The organism is Streptomyces sp. R41 (assembly GCF_041053055.1).
In the GTDB taxonomy this organism is placed as follows: Bacteria; Actinomycetota; Actinomycetes; order Streptomycetales; family Streptomycetaceae; genus Streptomyces.
Map to the genome: position 1 here is coordinate 8,779,858 of NZ_CP163443.1, position 16,419 is coordinate 8,796,276.

The following is a 16,419-nucleotide window of genomic DNA, read 5'->3' on the forward strand; positions in this document are numbered from 1 at the left end:
TTCGTTCGCGGTCGCCGCAGGTTACGGATTCGAAAGCGGACCGATGCCATGATGCCCACGTGAGTCACAGCGTGGGTGCGGATGTGCGGGCGCGGGTCGGCGCGATGCTCGAACGGCTCGTGGAGTCGGGCGAGGAGAGCGGTCTCCAAGTGGCGGTCTATCTGCACGGCGAGCCGATCGTCGACGCCTGCGCGGGCGTGGCCGACGCGTCCGACGGCCGCCCGCTCGGCCCCGACACGCTGATCCACAGCTTCTCCCTCGGCAAGGGTTTCACCACCACCCTCGTTCATGTGCTCGCCGAGCGCGGGCTGATCGACTACGACACCCCCATCGCCGAATACTGGCCGGAGTTCGCCGCCCACGGCAAGGAACGGGCCACGGTGCGCCACGCGTTGACCCACACGGTCGGCGTACCGCAGTTGCCCTCCGCGATCACACCGGCCGAGCTGTGCGACTGGGACACCATGTGCGCGATCGTCGCGGAGCAGGAGCCGCTGTGGGAACCCGGCTCCGACAGCGGTTATCACGGCTGGACGTTCGGCTGGATCCTCGGTGAGGCCGTGCGCCGGATCACCGGCCTGACCCCGGCCGAGGCACTCCGCACCTACGTCACGGAGCCGCTCGGTGTGTCCGGCGAGCTGTTCTTCGGCGTGCCGGAGTCCGAACTGCCACGTATGGCACCGCTGGTGGAAGGGAACTGGGCGGCGTATCTGGAGAGCCTGCCGCCCTCCGTGCCCTTTCGCCGGCTCGTCGCGCCCAACCGCGCCGTGTGGACCGTCGCCGAGCTGGCCAATCGCCGCGACTATCTCCTCGCGGACACGCCGGCGGGCGGTACGACGACCGCGCGGGCGGCGGCGCGCATGTACGCGGCACTGCTGGGCGAGGTCGACGGCGTACGACTGCTCACCGCGGAGCGCACGGAGCTCGCCTCGGCCGTGGCCGTGAACGGCAAGGACCGGATGCTCCTCGCCAGGCACGCCAAGGGACTCGGCTACTTCCTCGCCCTGCCCGAAATGGCCGGTGAACTCACGGCCTTCGGCCACCACGGCAGCGGCGGCAGCATCGCCTTCGCCGACCGCGAGCGCGGTCTGAGCTTCGCCCTCACCCGTACGCGCCTGGTCTCCACGGCGGACACGGGCCGATTCCTGGCGAACGAGGTCCGCTCGCTCGTGGCGTAGCCCGTGGGCGCCCCGCACCGTCGCCGACTGGGCCGATGGGCGCCAAGGAGCCCCCCTCGCCTCTGGATCACATGACGTCGAGATAGTCCCGCAGTACCTGCGAGCGCGACGGGTGGCGCAGCTTGGACATGGTCTTGGACTCGATCTGGCGGATGCGTTCGCGGGTCACCCCGTACACCTTGCCGATCTCCTCCAGGGTCTGCGCCTGACGGCCGAACAGGCCGTACCGCAGCGAGATGATCCCGGCCTCGCGCGGGGTCATGTGGGCGAGGATCGACTGGATGGTCTCCTGGAGGAGGCGGAACGTGACCATGTCCCACGGGGTGGCGGAGTCGCTGTCCTCGATCAGGTCGCCGAATTCGCTGTCGCCCTCCTCGTTCAGGGCCGCGTGCAGGGAGATGGGTTCCTTGGTGTGGCGGTCGAGTTCGTCGAGCTTCTCCAGGGGGACGTCGGCTCTCTGCGCCAATTCCTCGCGCGTGGGCTCGGTCCCCATTTCCGCCAGCAGTTCGCGGCGGGTTCTGGCCACGCGGTTGATGACCTCCACCATGTGGACCGGAATGCGGATGGTCCGGCCCTGGTCGGCGAGGGCGCGCGATATCGCCTGGCGGATCCACCAGGTGGCGTACGTCGAGAATTTGAATCCCTTGGTGTAGTCGAATTTCTCGACGGCGCGCATCAAGCCGGTGTTGCCCTCCTGGATCAGATCCAGGAACAGCAGTCCGTGGCCGGTGTAGCGCTTGGCGACGGAGACGACCAACCGCAGGTTCGCCTCGGTGAGATGGGCCTTGGCCCACCGCCCGTCCTCGGCGAGGACGCCCAGTTCCCAACGGAGCCGGGAATCCATGTCCGGCTCCTCCGAGAGCTTCCGCTCGGCGTACAGACCGGCCTCGATCCGCTTGGAGAGATCGACTTCCTGCTCGGCGCTGAGGAGGCGGACACGGGCGATGAGCCTGAGGTAGTCGCGCACCTGGTCGACGGTGCCGCCGCCGGCGGGGAGCTGAGGGTCGGGTGCGTCGGCCTCGTCGTCGGGGGAGAGCAGAAGCTCCTCCTCCTCTTCTTCCTCCGGTGCGTGGGTGTCCTTCTCCCGCTCGATCGCGCTCACCGTCATTCACCCTTCTCCAGAAGCCGGCGCAGGAACCGGCCGGTGTGGGACCGCGGTGGGGCCGTGACCTGCTCGGGAGTGCCTTCGGCGATGACCTCGCCGCCGTGCGGGCCGCCTTCCGGTCCCATGTCGATCAGCCAGTCCGCCGTCTTGATGACGTGGAGGTTGTGCTCGATCAGCACGACCGTGTTGCCGGAGGCGACGAGCTGGTGGAGGACGGCCGGCAGTGTGCGTACGTCGTCCATGTGCAACCCGGTCGTCGGCTCGTCGAGCACGTAGTGGGTGTGCCCCCGGTACCGTCGCTGCAGTTCGCTCGCGAGTTCGACGCGCTGTGCCTCGCCATCCGGACAGGGTGGTCGCGGGCCGGCCGGGTTTGACTTGGCCGAGCCCCACGTCGTGCAGGACGCGGAGGTGCTGGGAGATGACCGCGTGCCCGTCGAAGAAGTCCAGGCCCTCTTCGATGGTCATGGCCAGGACGTCGGCGATGGACTTGCCCTTGTAGTGTACTTCGACGGTCTCGCGGTTGTACTGGGCGCCGTGGCAGACCTCGCACGGCAGGTGGACGTCCGGGAGGAAGTTCATCTCGACCTTGACGAGCTCAGCAAGCCGCCGGTGCTGGGCAAGCGTTCATGCGCTCGGCGCGCAGGACGCGCAGGTGCAGTGCGGCCCAAGTGCGGTAGGGGCGCCAGTTCTCGGAGACTTCGGTCAGGCTGTGGCCGGGCCCGTACTGTTCGGTGATCTCCGCCTCCAGCCGACGTTCCTGGGTCGGCAGGGTGTCGGGGTGGTTGGCTCCGCGTACGACGACGAGCTCGGCGGAGAAGGCGCCCAGCCCCTTGACCCGCTGGACCTGCCGCACCGCCTCCTCAGGGCTCAGGGTGCGCAGCCGGGTGCCGTCGAGGAGCCCGTCGAGCGCGGCGTGGGCCACGGAGTGCAGGTATTCGGTCTTGCGCCAGGGCAGTTCGAAGTCCAGGTCGAGCAGGGCCCCGGGGGAGGGGAACGCGCTGCCTGTGCCGTAGCGGCCGATGAGGTCGTCGCGCATGCGCCGGGCCGAGGTCATCCCTGTGCGCTGGGTCAGCACCGCCCAGGTGGCCGCCTCGTACGGCGAGTGGAAGCCGCACGGGCGCAGGCCCGGCCACCGGGTCTGGACCTCGGCGATCACGGGGTCGCGCTCGGCGACCGCAGGCCAGCCCCGGGCGTCGACGTCCAGGGACAGGAAGCGGCGCACCTGCTCGGCGGCGGCGTCCAGATCGCCGTCGCCGGCCACCACGACCCGGGCCGTGGTGCCGTCCTGGGTGATCTCCGCGGCGACGCGCCGCCAGTCGGCGTCGGCGTGGAAGACCGTGCGCAGCGCCCCGTCGCTCCCCAGCAGGGAATCCGCCGCCGAGGCCGGCGCCAGCGGCGCGAACTCCTCCCAGAACTCCCGGCTCGCGTCCAGCGACCACGGACCGGCCACCTCGAATTCGACCGCGTGCTGTGCCATGACCGACCTCCCGCTCGGGACACCGGCACGCGCGGACGGACCAAGAGGCGCCGGGCGCCGGTGCACTGTCTGTGCACACCACCTTGGGCTCAATACCTGACAGATTCCGTCAAGTATTTTCGCGAGCGACGCCGAGCGGTCGCCCGATCCCGGGTTGGGTGACATCCAGCCGCTCGCCGCCATCGGTCGGATGACCGATGGCGGCATCCGCCGCCGACCAAGCCGGAGAGTCTCTCCCGCTCCGGGACTGCCCGACCGTCGCCTACTGGGCGCCGTGGAAGGCGGGATGCTCGTCGAGGCGGCGCACGTAGGCGCGAAGGTGGCTGTGCCGGGAGAGGGGGTCTGCCGTGTCGAGGTGCGTGAGCGCCACCCAGAGGTCCACGTCCGCGGCTGTCAGTTCGTCGCCCAATACATAGGTGTGAATGGACAGTTGACGGTCCAACAGATCCAGCGTCGCCGACAGGGCTTCCGGCCGTGCGGCCGAGGTGGCGTCGCGGTCGAGGAGTTCGCGCAAGGCGTCGATGTCGGCGGCGAGGGCCGGCGGGTGCAGCACGGGGACGCATGCTCCGTCGTGGCAGGTCAGCAGGCCCGCGAGGTCGCGAAGGATGTCGGGGGTGTGATTGCTGACGATACGTCCGCTCCAGCGGTCGCACAGTGCGGGCGCGGTCAGCGGTCCCTCGTAGTGGTGCCAGGTGGCCTCGTAGGCACTGCGGAGCGAGGCGAAGGCTTCGGGTGTCTCGGCGGGGAGCGTCAGGATCGTGGTGGCGACGGAATCCTTGAGGCCGAGCAGATCGAGGGTGATCGAAAGGCGCAGCGAGCGCGGACAGCCCTCGGACAGGTACAGCTGATAGCGGTGCGGCGCCGGGTAGAAGCCACCGGCGGCACCGACACCGATACGGCTGCGGATGCCGTGCGGCCGAGGGGACTTGGACGGTCCGGCGGGGCGACTACTCGCAGGGGACGCAACTGGGCCCGGAATGCGCGAGGTCGAGGCGCACTCGCCCGAGGTGCCTGCGTCTGCGGCGTATGCGTTGGACGTGGCTGCGCTCGTGGCGCACGTGCCTGAGCCGCCTGTGTTCGAGGCGCGCGAAACTGTCTTGGGCATGACTCTCCATGGGAACGACGAAGCCCTGGCCGCCTGTTGGGCGGCAGCGGCGGAACGGAGTGACTGCGCTTGCGTACCGGCTCGGAGCGGCCGGACTAGTACGCGCTGGAGACCCGCAACAAGTCGATGTGCAGGCGTCTCGTCAGGTAGTTCCTGGGCATTCCCACCGGTCCCGCCTCCAGGGCCCGCGAGTTGCGAGACCACGCTTGCCCCGCCGCACCGGCGGGACCCGGTCGTCACCCGGGGCACCCCGTCGCGGTGGAAGGGTTGCCTGTCAGCGGGCCGGGGCCGATGAACCTCGTCGCACGGGAAAGTCCGTGTCATGAGGCGCTGACAATCGTGACCGTCCTCGCCAGTGTCAGTGCGCCGTACGAAGCCGTCAAGAAGGCCTCTACCCGGTCTCACCACGTGGTCATTCGGGCCGGAACACGTTGACATTGGATTCCGCGCGTGCCTAACTTACGCCGCAGATCGGTCATGAGCGTCAGCGAAAAGCCCTGGCTCGCTGGCCGGCAACCCTCGCGACGCGGTGGGGTGCCCCAGGTGACGACCGGACCGGAAGACTTTCGGTAAGCGCGAGCCGCCCACGGGCGGGAACAGTGACGGAGACGGCGATGGACGTAGCGTCGAGGAAGGCCGCACGGCGGCCCCGCGGCTGCGTACTGCTGTGCGCGAACCGCTGCGTCGATCTGCTCCGCGTCAACAGCGCCCTGTGTACCGCTTCGGGCTGTGCCCGCTGTCAAGGCTGACGGCGTTCTGAATCTCTGACGCGCACCGCCGCCGCGGTGTGCCCTCTGCCAAACCAGCCCCCGGTACCGGCGTCCTCCCGTTCTTCGACATCCGCAGCCGTCCCCGTTGTGCTGCGGTGCCGTCGCGTACGCCGCGCCCGGGGTGTCCCTCCCCGCTGGAGCCCTCATGAGTCAACCCCCTGGCGCCGCCGTGTCCCTGGCCGAGGCACCGCCCGCAGAATCCCCGGCGAAGCCGCTCACAGCCCAGCGCGTGCTGCCGCTGCGCAGGCCGGGCCGCTGGATCGCCACAGCCGTCGTCCTGGTCGTGGTCGCCCAGATCATCCACGGCCTGGCCACGAACCCCTTCTACCAGTGGGACCGCTTCCGCTACTGGTTCCTGCGCCCCACCATCCTCGACGGCCTCGTCATCACCCTCGAAGTGGCCGCGCTCAGTGCGGTGTTGGGGTTGCTCGGTGGGGTCCTGCTCGCCCTCGCCAGGCTCTCCGGGAGCCCGGTGCTGCGCGCGGTGAGCTGGGTGTACACGTGGCTGTTCCGCTCCGTACCGCTGATCGTCGTCCTGATCTTCCTCTACAACTTCAGCGCCCTCTACAAGACGTTGAGCCTCGGTGTGCCGTTCGGGCCGGCCTTCGTCACCTTCGACGAGTCGCGGCTCGCCACCGACATGGCGGTCGCCGTCATCGGCCTGAGTCTCAACGAGGCGGCGTACGCGTCCGAGGTCGTCCGCGGCGGAATCCTCTCCGTCGACCAGGGCCAGCACGAGGCGGCTGCCGCGCTCGGCCTGCCGAAGACGTACCAGTTCACCCGGATCGTCTTCCCGCAGGCGCTCAGGTCCATCACCCCGAACTACGTCAACCAGCTGATCGGCCTGATCAAGGGCACGTCCCTGGTGTTCTACGTGTCGCTGCTCGACCTGTTCGGCTCGGTGCAGACGATGGGCAGCACCTACCCCGGCGACATCGTGCCGCTGCTGCTGGTCGCCACCGTCTGGTACCTGATCCTCACGAGTGCCGTGTCCGTCGTCCAGTTCTACGTCGAGCGGTACTTCGCCCGGGGCGCGACGCGCACCCTGCCGCCGACACCGCTGCAGAAGGTGCGAACCGGCCTGAGTGATCTGCGGGCCCGGCTGCGCAAGGAGGCCGCCGTATGACCACCGCCCAGACCCTCGACGCGCGTCCCGCCGCCCTTGAGGTCCATGACGTGCACAAGTGGTACGGCGCCCACCGGGTGCTCGACGGGGTCGACCTGACCGTGCGGCCCGGCGAGGTCACCGTCATCCTCGGTCCCTCCGGCTCCGGCAAGTCGACGCTGTTGCGGGTGATCAACCACCTGGAGAAGCCCGAGGTCGGATACGTCAGCGTCAATGGCGAGTTGATCGGCGTACGACGGCATGGCGAGCGTCTGAAGGAACTCAGCGAACGCGCCATCCTGACCCAGCGCAGCCGCATCGGCTTCGTCTTCCAGAACTTCAACCTCTTCCCGCATCTCACCGTCCTCGACAACGTGGCCGCCGCACCCGTGGCCACCGGGAAGCTGACCAAGCCCGAGGCCCGGGAGCTGGCACGGGAACTGCTCGGCCGGGTGGGCCTGGGAGAGAAGTCCGGCGCCTACCCGCGCCAGCTGTCCGGCGGCCAGCAGCAGCGCGTGGCCATCGCCCGCGCCCTCGCCCTGCGCCCGGGGATCATCCTGTTCGACGAGCCCACCTCGGCGCTCGACCCCGAACTCGTCGGCGAGGTCCTGGCCGTCATCAAGGACCTGGCGACCAGCGGCACCACCCTCGTCGTCGTCACGCACGAGATCGGCTTCGCCCGCGAGGTCGCCGACCGGATCGTCTTCATCGACGGTGGCCGCGTCCTCGAACAGGGCCCGCCCGCCCAGGTGTTGGACCACCCGCGGCACGAGCGGACCCGGGACTTCCTCAGCAAGGTGCTCTGACCGGCGCCTCCCTTTTTGCCACGTCACCGCAGTCACACCCTCACCCAGCGACAAGGACAGCCATGCCTACGCACTTCTCTCGACGCAGCCTGATACGACGCAGCCTGATACGCGGAATCACCGCGGCGAGTGCCGTTGCCTCACTGGCCGCCGGGCTCGCCGCCTGCGGGGGCGACAGCGACGCCGCCACCACGACCGACGTCGCGGGCACGGTGACCGTGGGACAGCTGTCCAACGGGGCCGCCCAGCAGACCGAGTTGAAGGTCTCCGAGGTGAAGTCGATCAGCGCCGAGCTGCCCGCGTCGGTCCGCAGGAGCGGCAAGCTGGAGATCGGCGTCGGCGCCCTGCCCGACGGCTTCCCGCCCCTGGCGTACGTCGGCTCGGACCAGAAGACCCTCACCGGCGCGGAACCCGACTTCGGCCGCCTGGTCGCCGCGGTGCTCGGCCTGAAGCCGGAGCTGAAGAACTCCACCTGGGAGAACATGTTCGTCGGTGTCGACAGCGGCAAGGTCGACGTGGCCTTCGCCAACATCACCGACACCGAGGAGCGCAAGAAGAAGTACGACTTCGCCTCCTATCGGAAGGACAACGTCGGCTTCGAGGTGCTCAAGAAGAGCACGTGGAACTTCGACGGCGACTACGAGAACCTCGCCGGAAAGACCGTCGCCGTCGACAACGGCACCAACCAGGAGAAGATCCTTCTGGAGTGGCAGACCAAGCTCAAGAAGGAGGGCAAACAGCTCACCGTCAAGCATTTCGCGAGCAAGAACAGCACCTACCTGGCGCTGACCGGCGGAAAGATCGACGCGTACTTCGCCGCCAACCCCGGTGTCGCCTACCACGTCACGCAGACCGCCAAGTCGCCCAACCCGACGCGCAGCGCGGGCACGTTCTCCGGCGCCGGCGCGTCGCTGCAAGGCCTGATCGCGGCGACCACGAAGAAGGACAGCGGCGTGGCCGCACCGATCGCCGACGCGATCAACTACCTGATCAAGAACGGCCAGTACGCGAAGTGGCTGTCCGCCTGGAACCTCTCCGACGAGGCCGTCGCCAAGGCCGAGGTCAACCCGGCCGGCCTGCCGCTCGACAACTCCTGACCCTCCGCCCACCGGACTCCACCGCCGTCGGTCGGGGAGTCCGGTGGCCGGTCGCCCGCCCGCGCCCCGTCACGCAGACCCCGCACTCCTCTGTCCACCAGCGTCCGTGCCGCCCTGCCGCACTCGCACGTCCTCACTTCGTCCTGGTGGCGAAGTCCGGGCCCGCCGGCCGGAAGAAACGGCGTGGCCGTGCCGTTGTCCTACATGATGCCGAACTCCGTGGAGGTGATGGACATGCTCAGCGCGTCCCGCCTTCCCGTGAGGGAGCTCGCGCCGCGCCGCCGCGTGCGCCTCCACACCCGGCCGCACATCGATCTGCTGCGCGTGGCCGGCGCGCTCTGTTGCGCCTGACGCTCCCCCCAGCCTGAGGCTGGGGCTCCCTTCGCTGCGTTCCCCCAGCCGCCGGACCTTCCCCGAGGGTCGGCGATCTCGTACGGACCTCCAGGAAGGCACCCATTCGTGTCCTCATCCAGCTCTACCCCCCTGCATCTCGCCGTCGCGCTCGACGGCGCCGGCTGGCATCCGGCCGCGTGGCGCGAGCCGGTGGCCCGCCCGCGGGAGCTGCTCACCGCCGCCTACTGGACCGACCTGGTCGCCGAGGCCGAGCGCGGGCTGCTCGACTTCGTGACGATCGAGGACGCGCTCGGGCTCCAGTCCTCGCACTTCACCGAACCCGACGGGCGGACGGACCAGGTACGCGGACGCCTCGACGCCGTCCTCATCGCGGCCCGCGTCGCGCCATTGACCAGCCACATAGGACTGGTGCCGACGGTGGTGGCCACCCACACGGAGCCTTTCCATATCTCCAAGGCGATCGCCACCCTCGACTATGTGAGCACAGGCCGCGCGGGCGTCAGGGTGCAGGTGTCGGCGCGCGCGAACGAGGCCGCGCACTTCGGCCGCCGTACCTTCCCCCCGTTCCGTTTCGAGGACCTGGAGAGCCCGGCCATCAGGGAGTTGAGCGTCGAGCTCTTCGACGAGGCCGCCGACTACGTCGAAGCGGTGCGCCGGCTGTGGGACAGCTGGGAGGACGACGCGGAGATCCGGGATGTGGCCACCGGCCGCTTCGTCGACCGCGACAAGCTGCACTACATCGACTTCGAGGGCAGGCACTTCAGCGTCAAGGGCCCCTCGATCACCCCCCGCCCGCCGCAAGGCCAGCCCCTGGTCACCGCGCTGGCCCACGAGAGCGGGACGGGCGCGCCGTTCCGGCTGGTGGGGCGTTCCACCGATCTCGGATACGTCACCCCGCACGACGCCGAGCAGGCACGCGCCGTCGTCGCCGCGGTGCGCGCCGCACAGGACGCCTCCGGGCGTGCCGCGGAGCCGCTGCACCTCTTCGGCGACCTGGTGGTGTTCCTGGACGACGACCCCGCTGCCGCGGTGGCGCGCCGCGAGCGTCTCGACTCGATCGCGGGTCACCCGTACACCAGCGACGCGCGGATCTTCACCGGAACGCACGTCCAACTGGCCGATCTGCTCCAGGAGTTGGCGGAGGCAGGGCTGTCCGGCTTCCGGCTGCGCCCCGCGGTCGTCGGCCACGACCTGCCGGCCGTCACCCGGGGCCTGGTTCCCGAACTCCAGCGCCGCGGCGCCTTCCGGGAGTCGTACGAGGCCGACACCCTGCGCGGGCTGCTGGGACTCGCGCGCCCCGCCAACCGCTACGCCGCCACCACCGTCTGAGCCGGAGGGACCGTACGACCATGAGCAAGCCGCTGAAGCAGATCCATCTGGCCGCCCATTTCCCCGGCGTCAACAACACCACCGTATGGAGCGACCCGCAGGCCGGCAGCCACATCGAGTTCAGCTCCTTCGCGCACTTCGCGCGGACCGCCGAACGCGCCAAGTTCGACTTCCTGTTCCTCGCCGAGGGGCTGCGGCTGCGTGAGCAGGGCGGCAAGATCTACGACTTGGACGTCGTGGGGCGGCCCGACACCTTCACGATCCTCACCGCGCTCGCCGCCGTCACCGAACACCTCGGTCTCACCGGCACCATCAACTCCACCTTCAACGAGCCGTACGAGGTGGCCCGCCAGTTCGCGAGCCTCGACCACCTCTCCGGCGGGCGGGCCGCGTGGAACGTCGTCACCTCCTGGGACGCCTTCACCGGCGAGAACTTCCGCCGCGGCGGCTTTCTCCCGCAGGAGGAGCGGTACTCCCGGGCCAGGGAGTTCCTCACCACCGCGCACGAGCTCTTCGACTCGTGGCACGGCGACGAGATCGTCGCCGACCAGGAGACCGGCACCTTCCTGCGCGACGCGAAGGCCGGAGCCTTTGTGCACAAGGGGCAGCACTTCGACATCGAGGGGCAGTTCAACGTCCCGCGCAGCCCGCAGGGCCGGCCGGTGGTCTTCCAGGCGGGCGACTCCGACGAGGGCCGCGAGTTCGCCGCCTCCCACGCCGACGCGATCTTCAGCCGGTACAGCACCCTCAAGGAAGGCCAGGCGTTCTACACGGACGTCAAGGGCCGCCTGGCCCGCCACGGCCGCAGCCGCGACCAGCTGCTGATCCTGCCCGCCGCGACCTTCGTCCTCGCGGACACCGACGCCGAGGCGCGCGAGCGCGCCCGCGAGGTGCGCCGGCAGCAGGTCAGCGGCGCCACGGCCATCAAGCACCTGGAGTTCGTCTGGAACCGCGACCTGTCGGCGTACGACCCGGACGGCCCGCTCCCCGACATCGATCCCGACCTCGGCGAGCACACCATCGCCCGCGGCCGTGCCCAGGTGCGCATGTACCGCGACCCGCTGGCCACCGCCCGGGAGTGGCGGGAGCGGGCGGCGGCCAACAACTGGTCGATCCGCGACCTGGTCATCGAGACCGGCAATCGGCAGTCCTTCGTCGGCTCCCCGGCCACCGTCGCCGAGACCATCAACTCCTTCGTCCAGGCCGACGCCTCCGACGGATTCATCCTCGTCCCGCACATCACCCCCGGGGGCCTCGACGCATTCGCCGACACCGTGGTCCCGCTGCTCCAGGAGCGCGGGGTCTTCCGCACGGAGTACGAGGGCACTACTCTGCGCGATCACCTCGGCCTGACCCATCCCGACGAGAGCGCGCCGGGCGAACGGGTCGCGTCGTGAAGTGGTCACGCGGGGCTTCTTGCGAGGGAGGGCGGCATGAGGCGATCGGCCCGGGCTGCCGTGGTGCTCCTGTGTGCCGGAATACCGGTGCTGGGGGCCTGCGGTGACGGCGACACCGGTGGCAAGGCGACGAAGACGACCACGACAAAGGCCACGGCCAACGACTTCGGGTGTCTTGCGGGCAAGCAGCTCAAGCACTCGGTGACCTTCAAGGACACCGAGGGCAACGACGTCGACGGCTACGAGGCAGGCACCGGCGCCACCGGCATCGTCCTGTCCCACCAGTCGAACAACGACGTCTGCTCCTGGATTCCGTCCGCCGACGAGCTCGCGACCGCCGGCTATCGGGTGCTCGCCGTCAACAGCAACTCCTCCGAAGTCCCGGAGATCGAGGGCGCCGCCGCCCGGCTGCGGAGTGAAGGAGCGAAGAAGATCCTTCTGATGGGTGCCTCGAAGGGCGGCACCGCCTCCCTCGTCGCCGCCTCGAAGATCGAGCCGGCCGTCGCGGCGGTGGTGTCCCTCTCGGGTCCTGGCCTCTACAGCGACATGGACGCCACGAAGGCGGTCCCGGACCTGGCCATGCCCGTCTACTTCCTCGCGGCGGCGGGCGACGGGCGCTTCGCCCAGGACGCCAAGGATCTCGACAAGCTGGCGAAGAAGTCCCACGGCGAAAAGCTGGAGATGGTCTCGGGCGCTGCCCATGGAAGCGACATCCTGCTGCAACAGCCGTCCGTCTGGGACGAGGTCAAGGCCTTCCTCAAGACGTACGGCTGACCTCGGCCGCCCGGTGATCACCGGAGTCGTCCGTCCTTGACCTATCGGGGTGAACAACGCCGCACCCGCGGACCGAATACGTACGTATATAGGCCCATCCCGCTGACGATGATCGCCGGCGGGACCGGCCGGTCTCCGCCCTCGCGCACTCACGCACCGAGGTGGAGACATGCGCAGCACGCGCGGACGGCGCACAGGGCACCGGCTGCTCGCGCTGCTGACGGGTTGTCTGCTGCTGGGGACCGGCGGCACGTTGCCCGTGCTCGCGGCCGCGCCCGCCCGGGCCGACGAGTCGACGGTCTCGGTCGACAATCTCCGTACCGGATGGGACCAGAACGAGCCGGGCCTGGCGCCCGCCCAGGTGTCCAGCTCCGACTTCGGCCAGCAGTTCTCCACCACCGTGGACGGTCAGGTCTACGCCCAGCCGCTGGTCGTCGGCAAGACGGTCGTCGCTGCCACCGAGAACGCCAAGGTGTACGGGCTCGACTCGGCGTCCGGAAAGGTCAACTGGACGAAGAACCTGGGTGCGCCCTGGCCCGCGTCGGCGATCGGCTGCGGAGACCTGGTGCCGAACTTCGGGGTGACCTCGACCCCCGTCTACGACCCGGCCACCAAGACCGTCTACCTCACCGCCAAGATCAACGACGGTGCGGACACCAACCACCCCAACTGGTACGTCCACGCGCTGGACGCGACGACCGGTACCGAGCGCAGCGGCTGGCCGGTGAAGGTGCAGGGCGCGCCGGTCAACGACCCCGGACATCCCTTCAACGCGTTCACCGCCGCCCAGCGCCCCGGCCTGCTCCTGATGGGCGGCTCGGTGTACGTGGCCTTCGCCTCGCACTGTGACATCGGCCCGTACGTCGGTTATGTCCTCGGCGTCAACACCACGACCCGCAACACCACCCTGTGGGCCACCGAGGACTCCTCCGCCAACGGCATGGCGGGCATCTGGATGAGCGGCGGCGGCCTGGTCTCCGACGGCCCCGGCCGGATCTTCCTGTCCACCGGGAACGGCATCTCCCCGGCGCCCGGCCCGGGTTCGAAGCCGCCGGGTCAGCTGGCCGAGTCGGTGGTCCGCCTCGGCGTCAACAGCGACGGCACGATGTCCGCGCAGGACTTCTTCAGCCCCAGCAACGCCCCGACCCTCGACCAGAACGACACCGACTTCGGCTCGGGCGGTCCCGTGGCGCTGCCCGGTCCGACCTTCGGCACGACCCAGCACCCCCGTCTCATGGCGCAGATCGGCAAGGACGGCCGCCTCTTCCTCCTCGACCGGGACAACCTCGGCGGCCGCAGCCAGGGCCCCGGCGGCACCGACGCGGTGGTCGGCACCTTCGGCCCGTACGAGGGCGTCTGGGGGCACCCGGCCGTGTACGGCGCCGAGGGCGGCTATGTGTACACGACCGGCAGCCGAGGTCCGCTGCGGGCCTTCGCGTACGGCGTCAACGGCTCGGGCCAGCCCACCCTGACCAACACCGGCACCAGCACCGGCACTTTCGGCTACACCTCGGGCTCGCCCGTCGTGACCTCCACCGGCACCACGCCGGGCTCCGCCCTGGTCTGGGCGATCTACTCGGACGGCTCCAACGGGGCCAACGGCCAGATCCGCGCGTACGACGCCGTGCCCTCGAACGGGACGCTGAGGCTGCGCTTCTCGGCCCCGATCGGCACCGCGTCCAAGTTCGCCGTGCCCGCCACCGACGGCGGACGGGTCTACGTCGGCACCCGGGACGGCCACGTCCTCGCCTTCGGACGCCCGTCCAGCGGGGCGCTCACCGGCAGCGCGGTGGACTTCGGCCGGGTGGCCGTGGGCAGCACCGGCCACGCCACGGCCAAGGTGACCGCCACCCAGGACGTCACGATCACGGCGGTGACCACGCCGTCGGGCAGTCGGTTCTCCGCCGCGCCCACCGGTCTGCCGGTCACGCTGCACTCGGGCGACACCTACTCGGTGCCGGTCTCGTTCGCGCCGACCACACCCGGCGCGGACAGTTCCGTGCTGAACTTCACCACGAATACCGGCAGTTTCGGGCTCGGCCTGAACGGCTACGGCACCCAACCCGGCCTCGTGGCCGCCCCGTCCAACCTGGCCTTCGGCACCGTGGCCACCGGAACGTCCAAGACCCTGGGCGTGAGCTTCACCAACACCGGTACCGAGGCCGAGACGATCTCGGGGAGCAGCGCGCCGAACGCGCCGTTCAGCGCCGTCGGTATGCCCGCGAGCGGGACCGTCGTCCAGCCTCAGCAATCCGTCACCGTGCAGGTGAAGTACAGCCCGACGGTCGCCGGCGACAACAGTGGGACGCTCTCGGTCACCGGGCAGAACGGCACCGCGACCGTGAGTCTGACCGGCACGGCGGTGACCGGCCAGGCACATCTGACGATCACCCCGACGTCCACCGGCTTCGGCAATGTCGCGGTCGGGCAGTCGGTCACCAAGACCTTCGACATCAGCAACACGGGCAACATCCCCCTCACCATCACCAAGGCGGCACCGCCTGCGGCGCCGTTCCACGTGACCAGTCCCGTGAGCGAGGGTCAGGTCGTCGGCCCTGACGACGTGATCCACCAGGCCGTCACCTTCTCGCCGACCGCCCTCGGCGCGGTCACCGGCACCTACCAGCTCACCTCCGACGACGGCCGTGGACCGCAGAACGAAACGCTCACCGGCACGGGGGCCGCACCCAGCAAGGTCACCGTCCCGGCGCCCGGAGCGGGTGGCTGGAAGCTCAACGGATCCGCGCAGCTCTCCGGCAACGACCTCCAGCTCACCCAGACCGGCGGGCACCAGGCAGGCTCGGGAGTCTTCCCCGTCCCGGTGGTCACCGACGGCCTCAAGGCGGCGTTCACCACCGTCATCGGCGGCGGTACCGGCGCCGACGGCCTCACCTTCGGCCTGCTGGACCCGGCCAAGGCCACCCCCAGTGCGCTGGGCGCTGACGGCGGAGGCCTCGGCTGGCGGGGGAAGCCCGGCGTGGCGATCACCTTCGACACCTACCGCAACCCGGGCGACCCGTCGTCGAACTTCGTCGGCATCGCCACCGGGGAGAGCGGTGGCGCCTTCACCTACGCGGCGACCACCACCAACGTGCCCAACCTGCGCTCCGGCCCGCACGCCGTCGCCGTCTCCATCTCCGGGAAGACGATCACCGTCTCCATGGACGGCATCAAGCTGCTGACCACGACGGTGGCCTCGCTGCCCGCGACCGCCCTGCCGGCCTTCACCGGCGCCACCGGTGGGCTGACCGACATCCACACGGTCCGGGACACGGTCATCACCGCGGCCTCGTACGCGGTGCCACCGCCCGGGCCCAACGGGTGGACCTACAACGGATCCGCCGTGCTGTCCGGCACCGACCTGTCGCTCACCAAGGCCGTGCAGAACACCAAGGGGTCCGCCGTCCAGGCCACCGTCGTACCGTCGGCGCGGCTGAAGGCCACCTTCACCGCCGAGATCGGCGGCGGCACCGGCGCCGACGGCCTCGCCTTCCTGCTGCTCGACTCGACCAGGGCGACTCCCACGGCGCTGGGCGGGGGAGGCGGAGGCCTCGGCTACGCGGGGCTGCCGGGCATCGCCGTCACCCTGGACACATACCGGAACACCGGCGACCCCTCGGCCAACTTCGTGGGGGTGGCCATCGGCGGGAATGGATCCCCCTTCCAGTACGCCGCCACCTCGACGGCCGTTCCCGCCCTGCGGACCGGCACGCATGTCGTCGACGTGAGCGTGACGACCGCCGGGCACATCCTGGTCAGTGTGGACGGCACCCAGGTCATCGACACCGCGGTGACCCTGCCGCGGAACGTGCTCGTCGGGTTCAGCGGCGCCACCGGCGGCTCCACGGACAACCACACGGTCAGAGGCGTCAAGATCACTTACTGAGAACCCACCGCAACACATACCGAGGACGCGACAGAC

12 protein-coding genes, 2 pseudogenes and 2 riboswitches are annotated in these 16,419 nt (G+C 69.9%); of the genes and pseudogenes, 9 read left to right on the forward strand and 5 right to left on the reverse strand.

Annotated elements, in window-relative coordinates; genetic code table 11:
* Window positions 1-59: 59 nt before the first annotated feature.
* Window positions 60-1,178 carry a serine hydrolase domain-containing protein gene (locus AB5J53_RS39800; protein WP_369250455.1) on the forward strand — a complete coding sequence of 373 codons (1,119 nt, stop codon included), beginning with the start codon at window positions 60-62 and terminating at the stop codon, window positions 1,176-1,178.
* 67 nt (window positions 1,179-1,245) lie between these two features.
* Here the strand turns inward: AB5J53_RS39800 and AB5J53_RS39805 are convergent.
* From AB5J53_RS39805 to AB5J53_RS39825, 5 genes and pseudogenes are all read right to left on the reverse strand, one after another.
* A pseudogene (locus AB5J53_RS39805) lies at window positions 1,246-2,217 on the reverse strand (RNA polymerase sigma factor); the annotation flags it as partial.
* Window positions 2,218-2,282: 65 nt separating this feature from the next.
* A pseudogene (locus AB5J53_RS39810) lies at window positions 2,283-2,874 on the reverse strand (excinuclease ABC subunit A); the annotation flags it as partial.
* A gap of 4 nt (window positions 2,875-2,878) precedes the next feature.
* Window positions 2,879-3,760, reverse strand: coding sequence for a DNA-3-methyladenine glycosylase (locus tag AB5J53_RS39815; RefSeq protein WP_369250456.1), 882 nt, complete (start codon window positions 3,758-3,760; stop codon window positions 2,879-2,881).
* Between the two features lie 262 nt (window positions 3,761-4,022).
* Window positions 4,023-4,865 (reverse strand): glutathione S-transferase C-terminal domain-containing protein, encoded by an 843-nt coding sequence (locus tag AB5J53_RS39820; protein WP_369250457.1) that lies wholly within the window; start codon window positions 4,863-4,865, stop codon window positions 4,023-4,025.
* 95 nt (window positions 4,866-4,960) lie between these two features.
* The gene (locus tag AB5J53_RS39825) at window positions 4,961-5,026 is read right to left on the reverse strand and encodes a putative leader peptide (protein WP_369252757.1); all 66 of its coding nucleotides are present in this window, start codon (window positions 5,024-5,026) and stop codon (window positions 4,961-4,963) included.
* A gap of 36 nt (window positions 5,027-5,062) precedes the next feature.
* Window positions 5,063-5,210: riboswitch (SAM riboswitch) on the reverse strand.
* A 128-nt stretch (window positions 5,211-5,338) separates the two neighbouring features.
* Window positions 5,339-5,447: riboswitch (SAM riboswitch) on the forward strand.
* Window positions 5,448-5,780: 333 nt separating this feature from the next.
* On the opposite strand from AB5J53_RS39825, the gene AB5J53_RS39830 reads away from it, so the two are divergent.
* From AB5J53_RS39830 to AB5J53_RS39865, 8 genes are all read left to right on the forward strand, one after another.
* Window positions 5,781-6,761 (forward strand): amino acid ABC transporter permease, encoded by a 981-nt coding sequence (locus tag AB5J53_RS39830; protein WP_369250458.1) that lies wholly within the window; start codon window positions 5,781-5,783, stop codon window positions 6,759-6,761.
* Window positions 6,758-7,546 (forward strand): amino acid ABC transporter ATP-binding protein, encoded by a 789-nt coding sequence (locus AB5J53_RS39835; protein WP_369250459.1) that lies wholly within the window; start codon window positions 6,758-6,760, stop codon window positions 7,544-7,546. The genes AB5J53_RS39830 and AB5J53_RS39835 overlap by 4 nt, the downstream gene beginning before the upstream one ends.
* A gap of 62 nt (window positions 7,547-7,608) precedes the next feature.
* Window positions 7,609-8,643: an ABC transporter substrate-binding protein gene (locus AB5J53_RS39840; protein ID WP_369250460.1), complete on the forward strand. Its 1,035-nt coding sequence runs from the start codon at window positions 7,609-7,611 to the stop codon at window positions 8,641-8,643.
* Between the two features lie 183 nt (window positions 8,644-8,826).
* Window positions 8,827-8,994 carry a putative leader peptide gene (locus AB5J53_RS39845; RefSeq protein ID WP_369250461.1) on the forward strand — a complete coding sequence of 56 codons (168 nt, stop codon included), beginning with the start codon at window positions 8,827-8,829 and terminating at the stop codon, window positions 8,992-8,994.
* 108 nt (window positions 8,995-9,102) lie between these two features.
* Window positions 9,103-10,326 carry an LLM class flavin-dependent oxidoreductase gene (locus AB5J53_RS39850; protein WP_369250462.1) on the forward strand — a complete coding sequence of 408 codons (1,224 nt, stop codon included), beginning with the start codon at window positions 9,103-9,105 and terminating at the stop codon, window positions 10,324-10,326.
* A gap of 20 nt (window positions 10,327-10,346) precedes the next feature.
* Window positions 10,347-11,723 (forward strand): NtaA/DmoA family FMN-dependent monooxygenase, encoded by a 1,377-nt coding sequence (locus AB5J53_RS39855; RefSeq protein ID WP_369250463.1) that lies wholly within the window; start codon window positions 10,347-10,349, stop codon window positions 11,721-11,723.
* Window positions 11,724-11,759: 36 nt separating this feature from the next.
* Window positions 11,760-12,497 (forward strand): alpha/beta hydrolase family protein, encoded by a 738-nt coding sequence (locus tag AB5J53_RS39860; protein ID WP_369250464.1) that lies wholly within the window; start codon window positions 11,760-11,762, stop codon window positions 12,495-12,497.
* Between the two features lie 169 nt (window positions 12,498-12,666).
* Window positions 12,667-16,383, forward strand: coding sequence for a choice-of-anchor D domain-containing protein (locus tag AB5J53_RS39865; protein ID WP_369250465.1), 3,717 nt, complete (start codon window positions 12,667-12,669; stop codon window positions 16,381-16,383).
* Window positions 16,384-16,419: the final 36 nt, after the last annotated feature.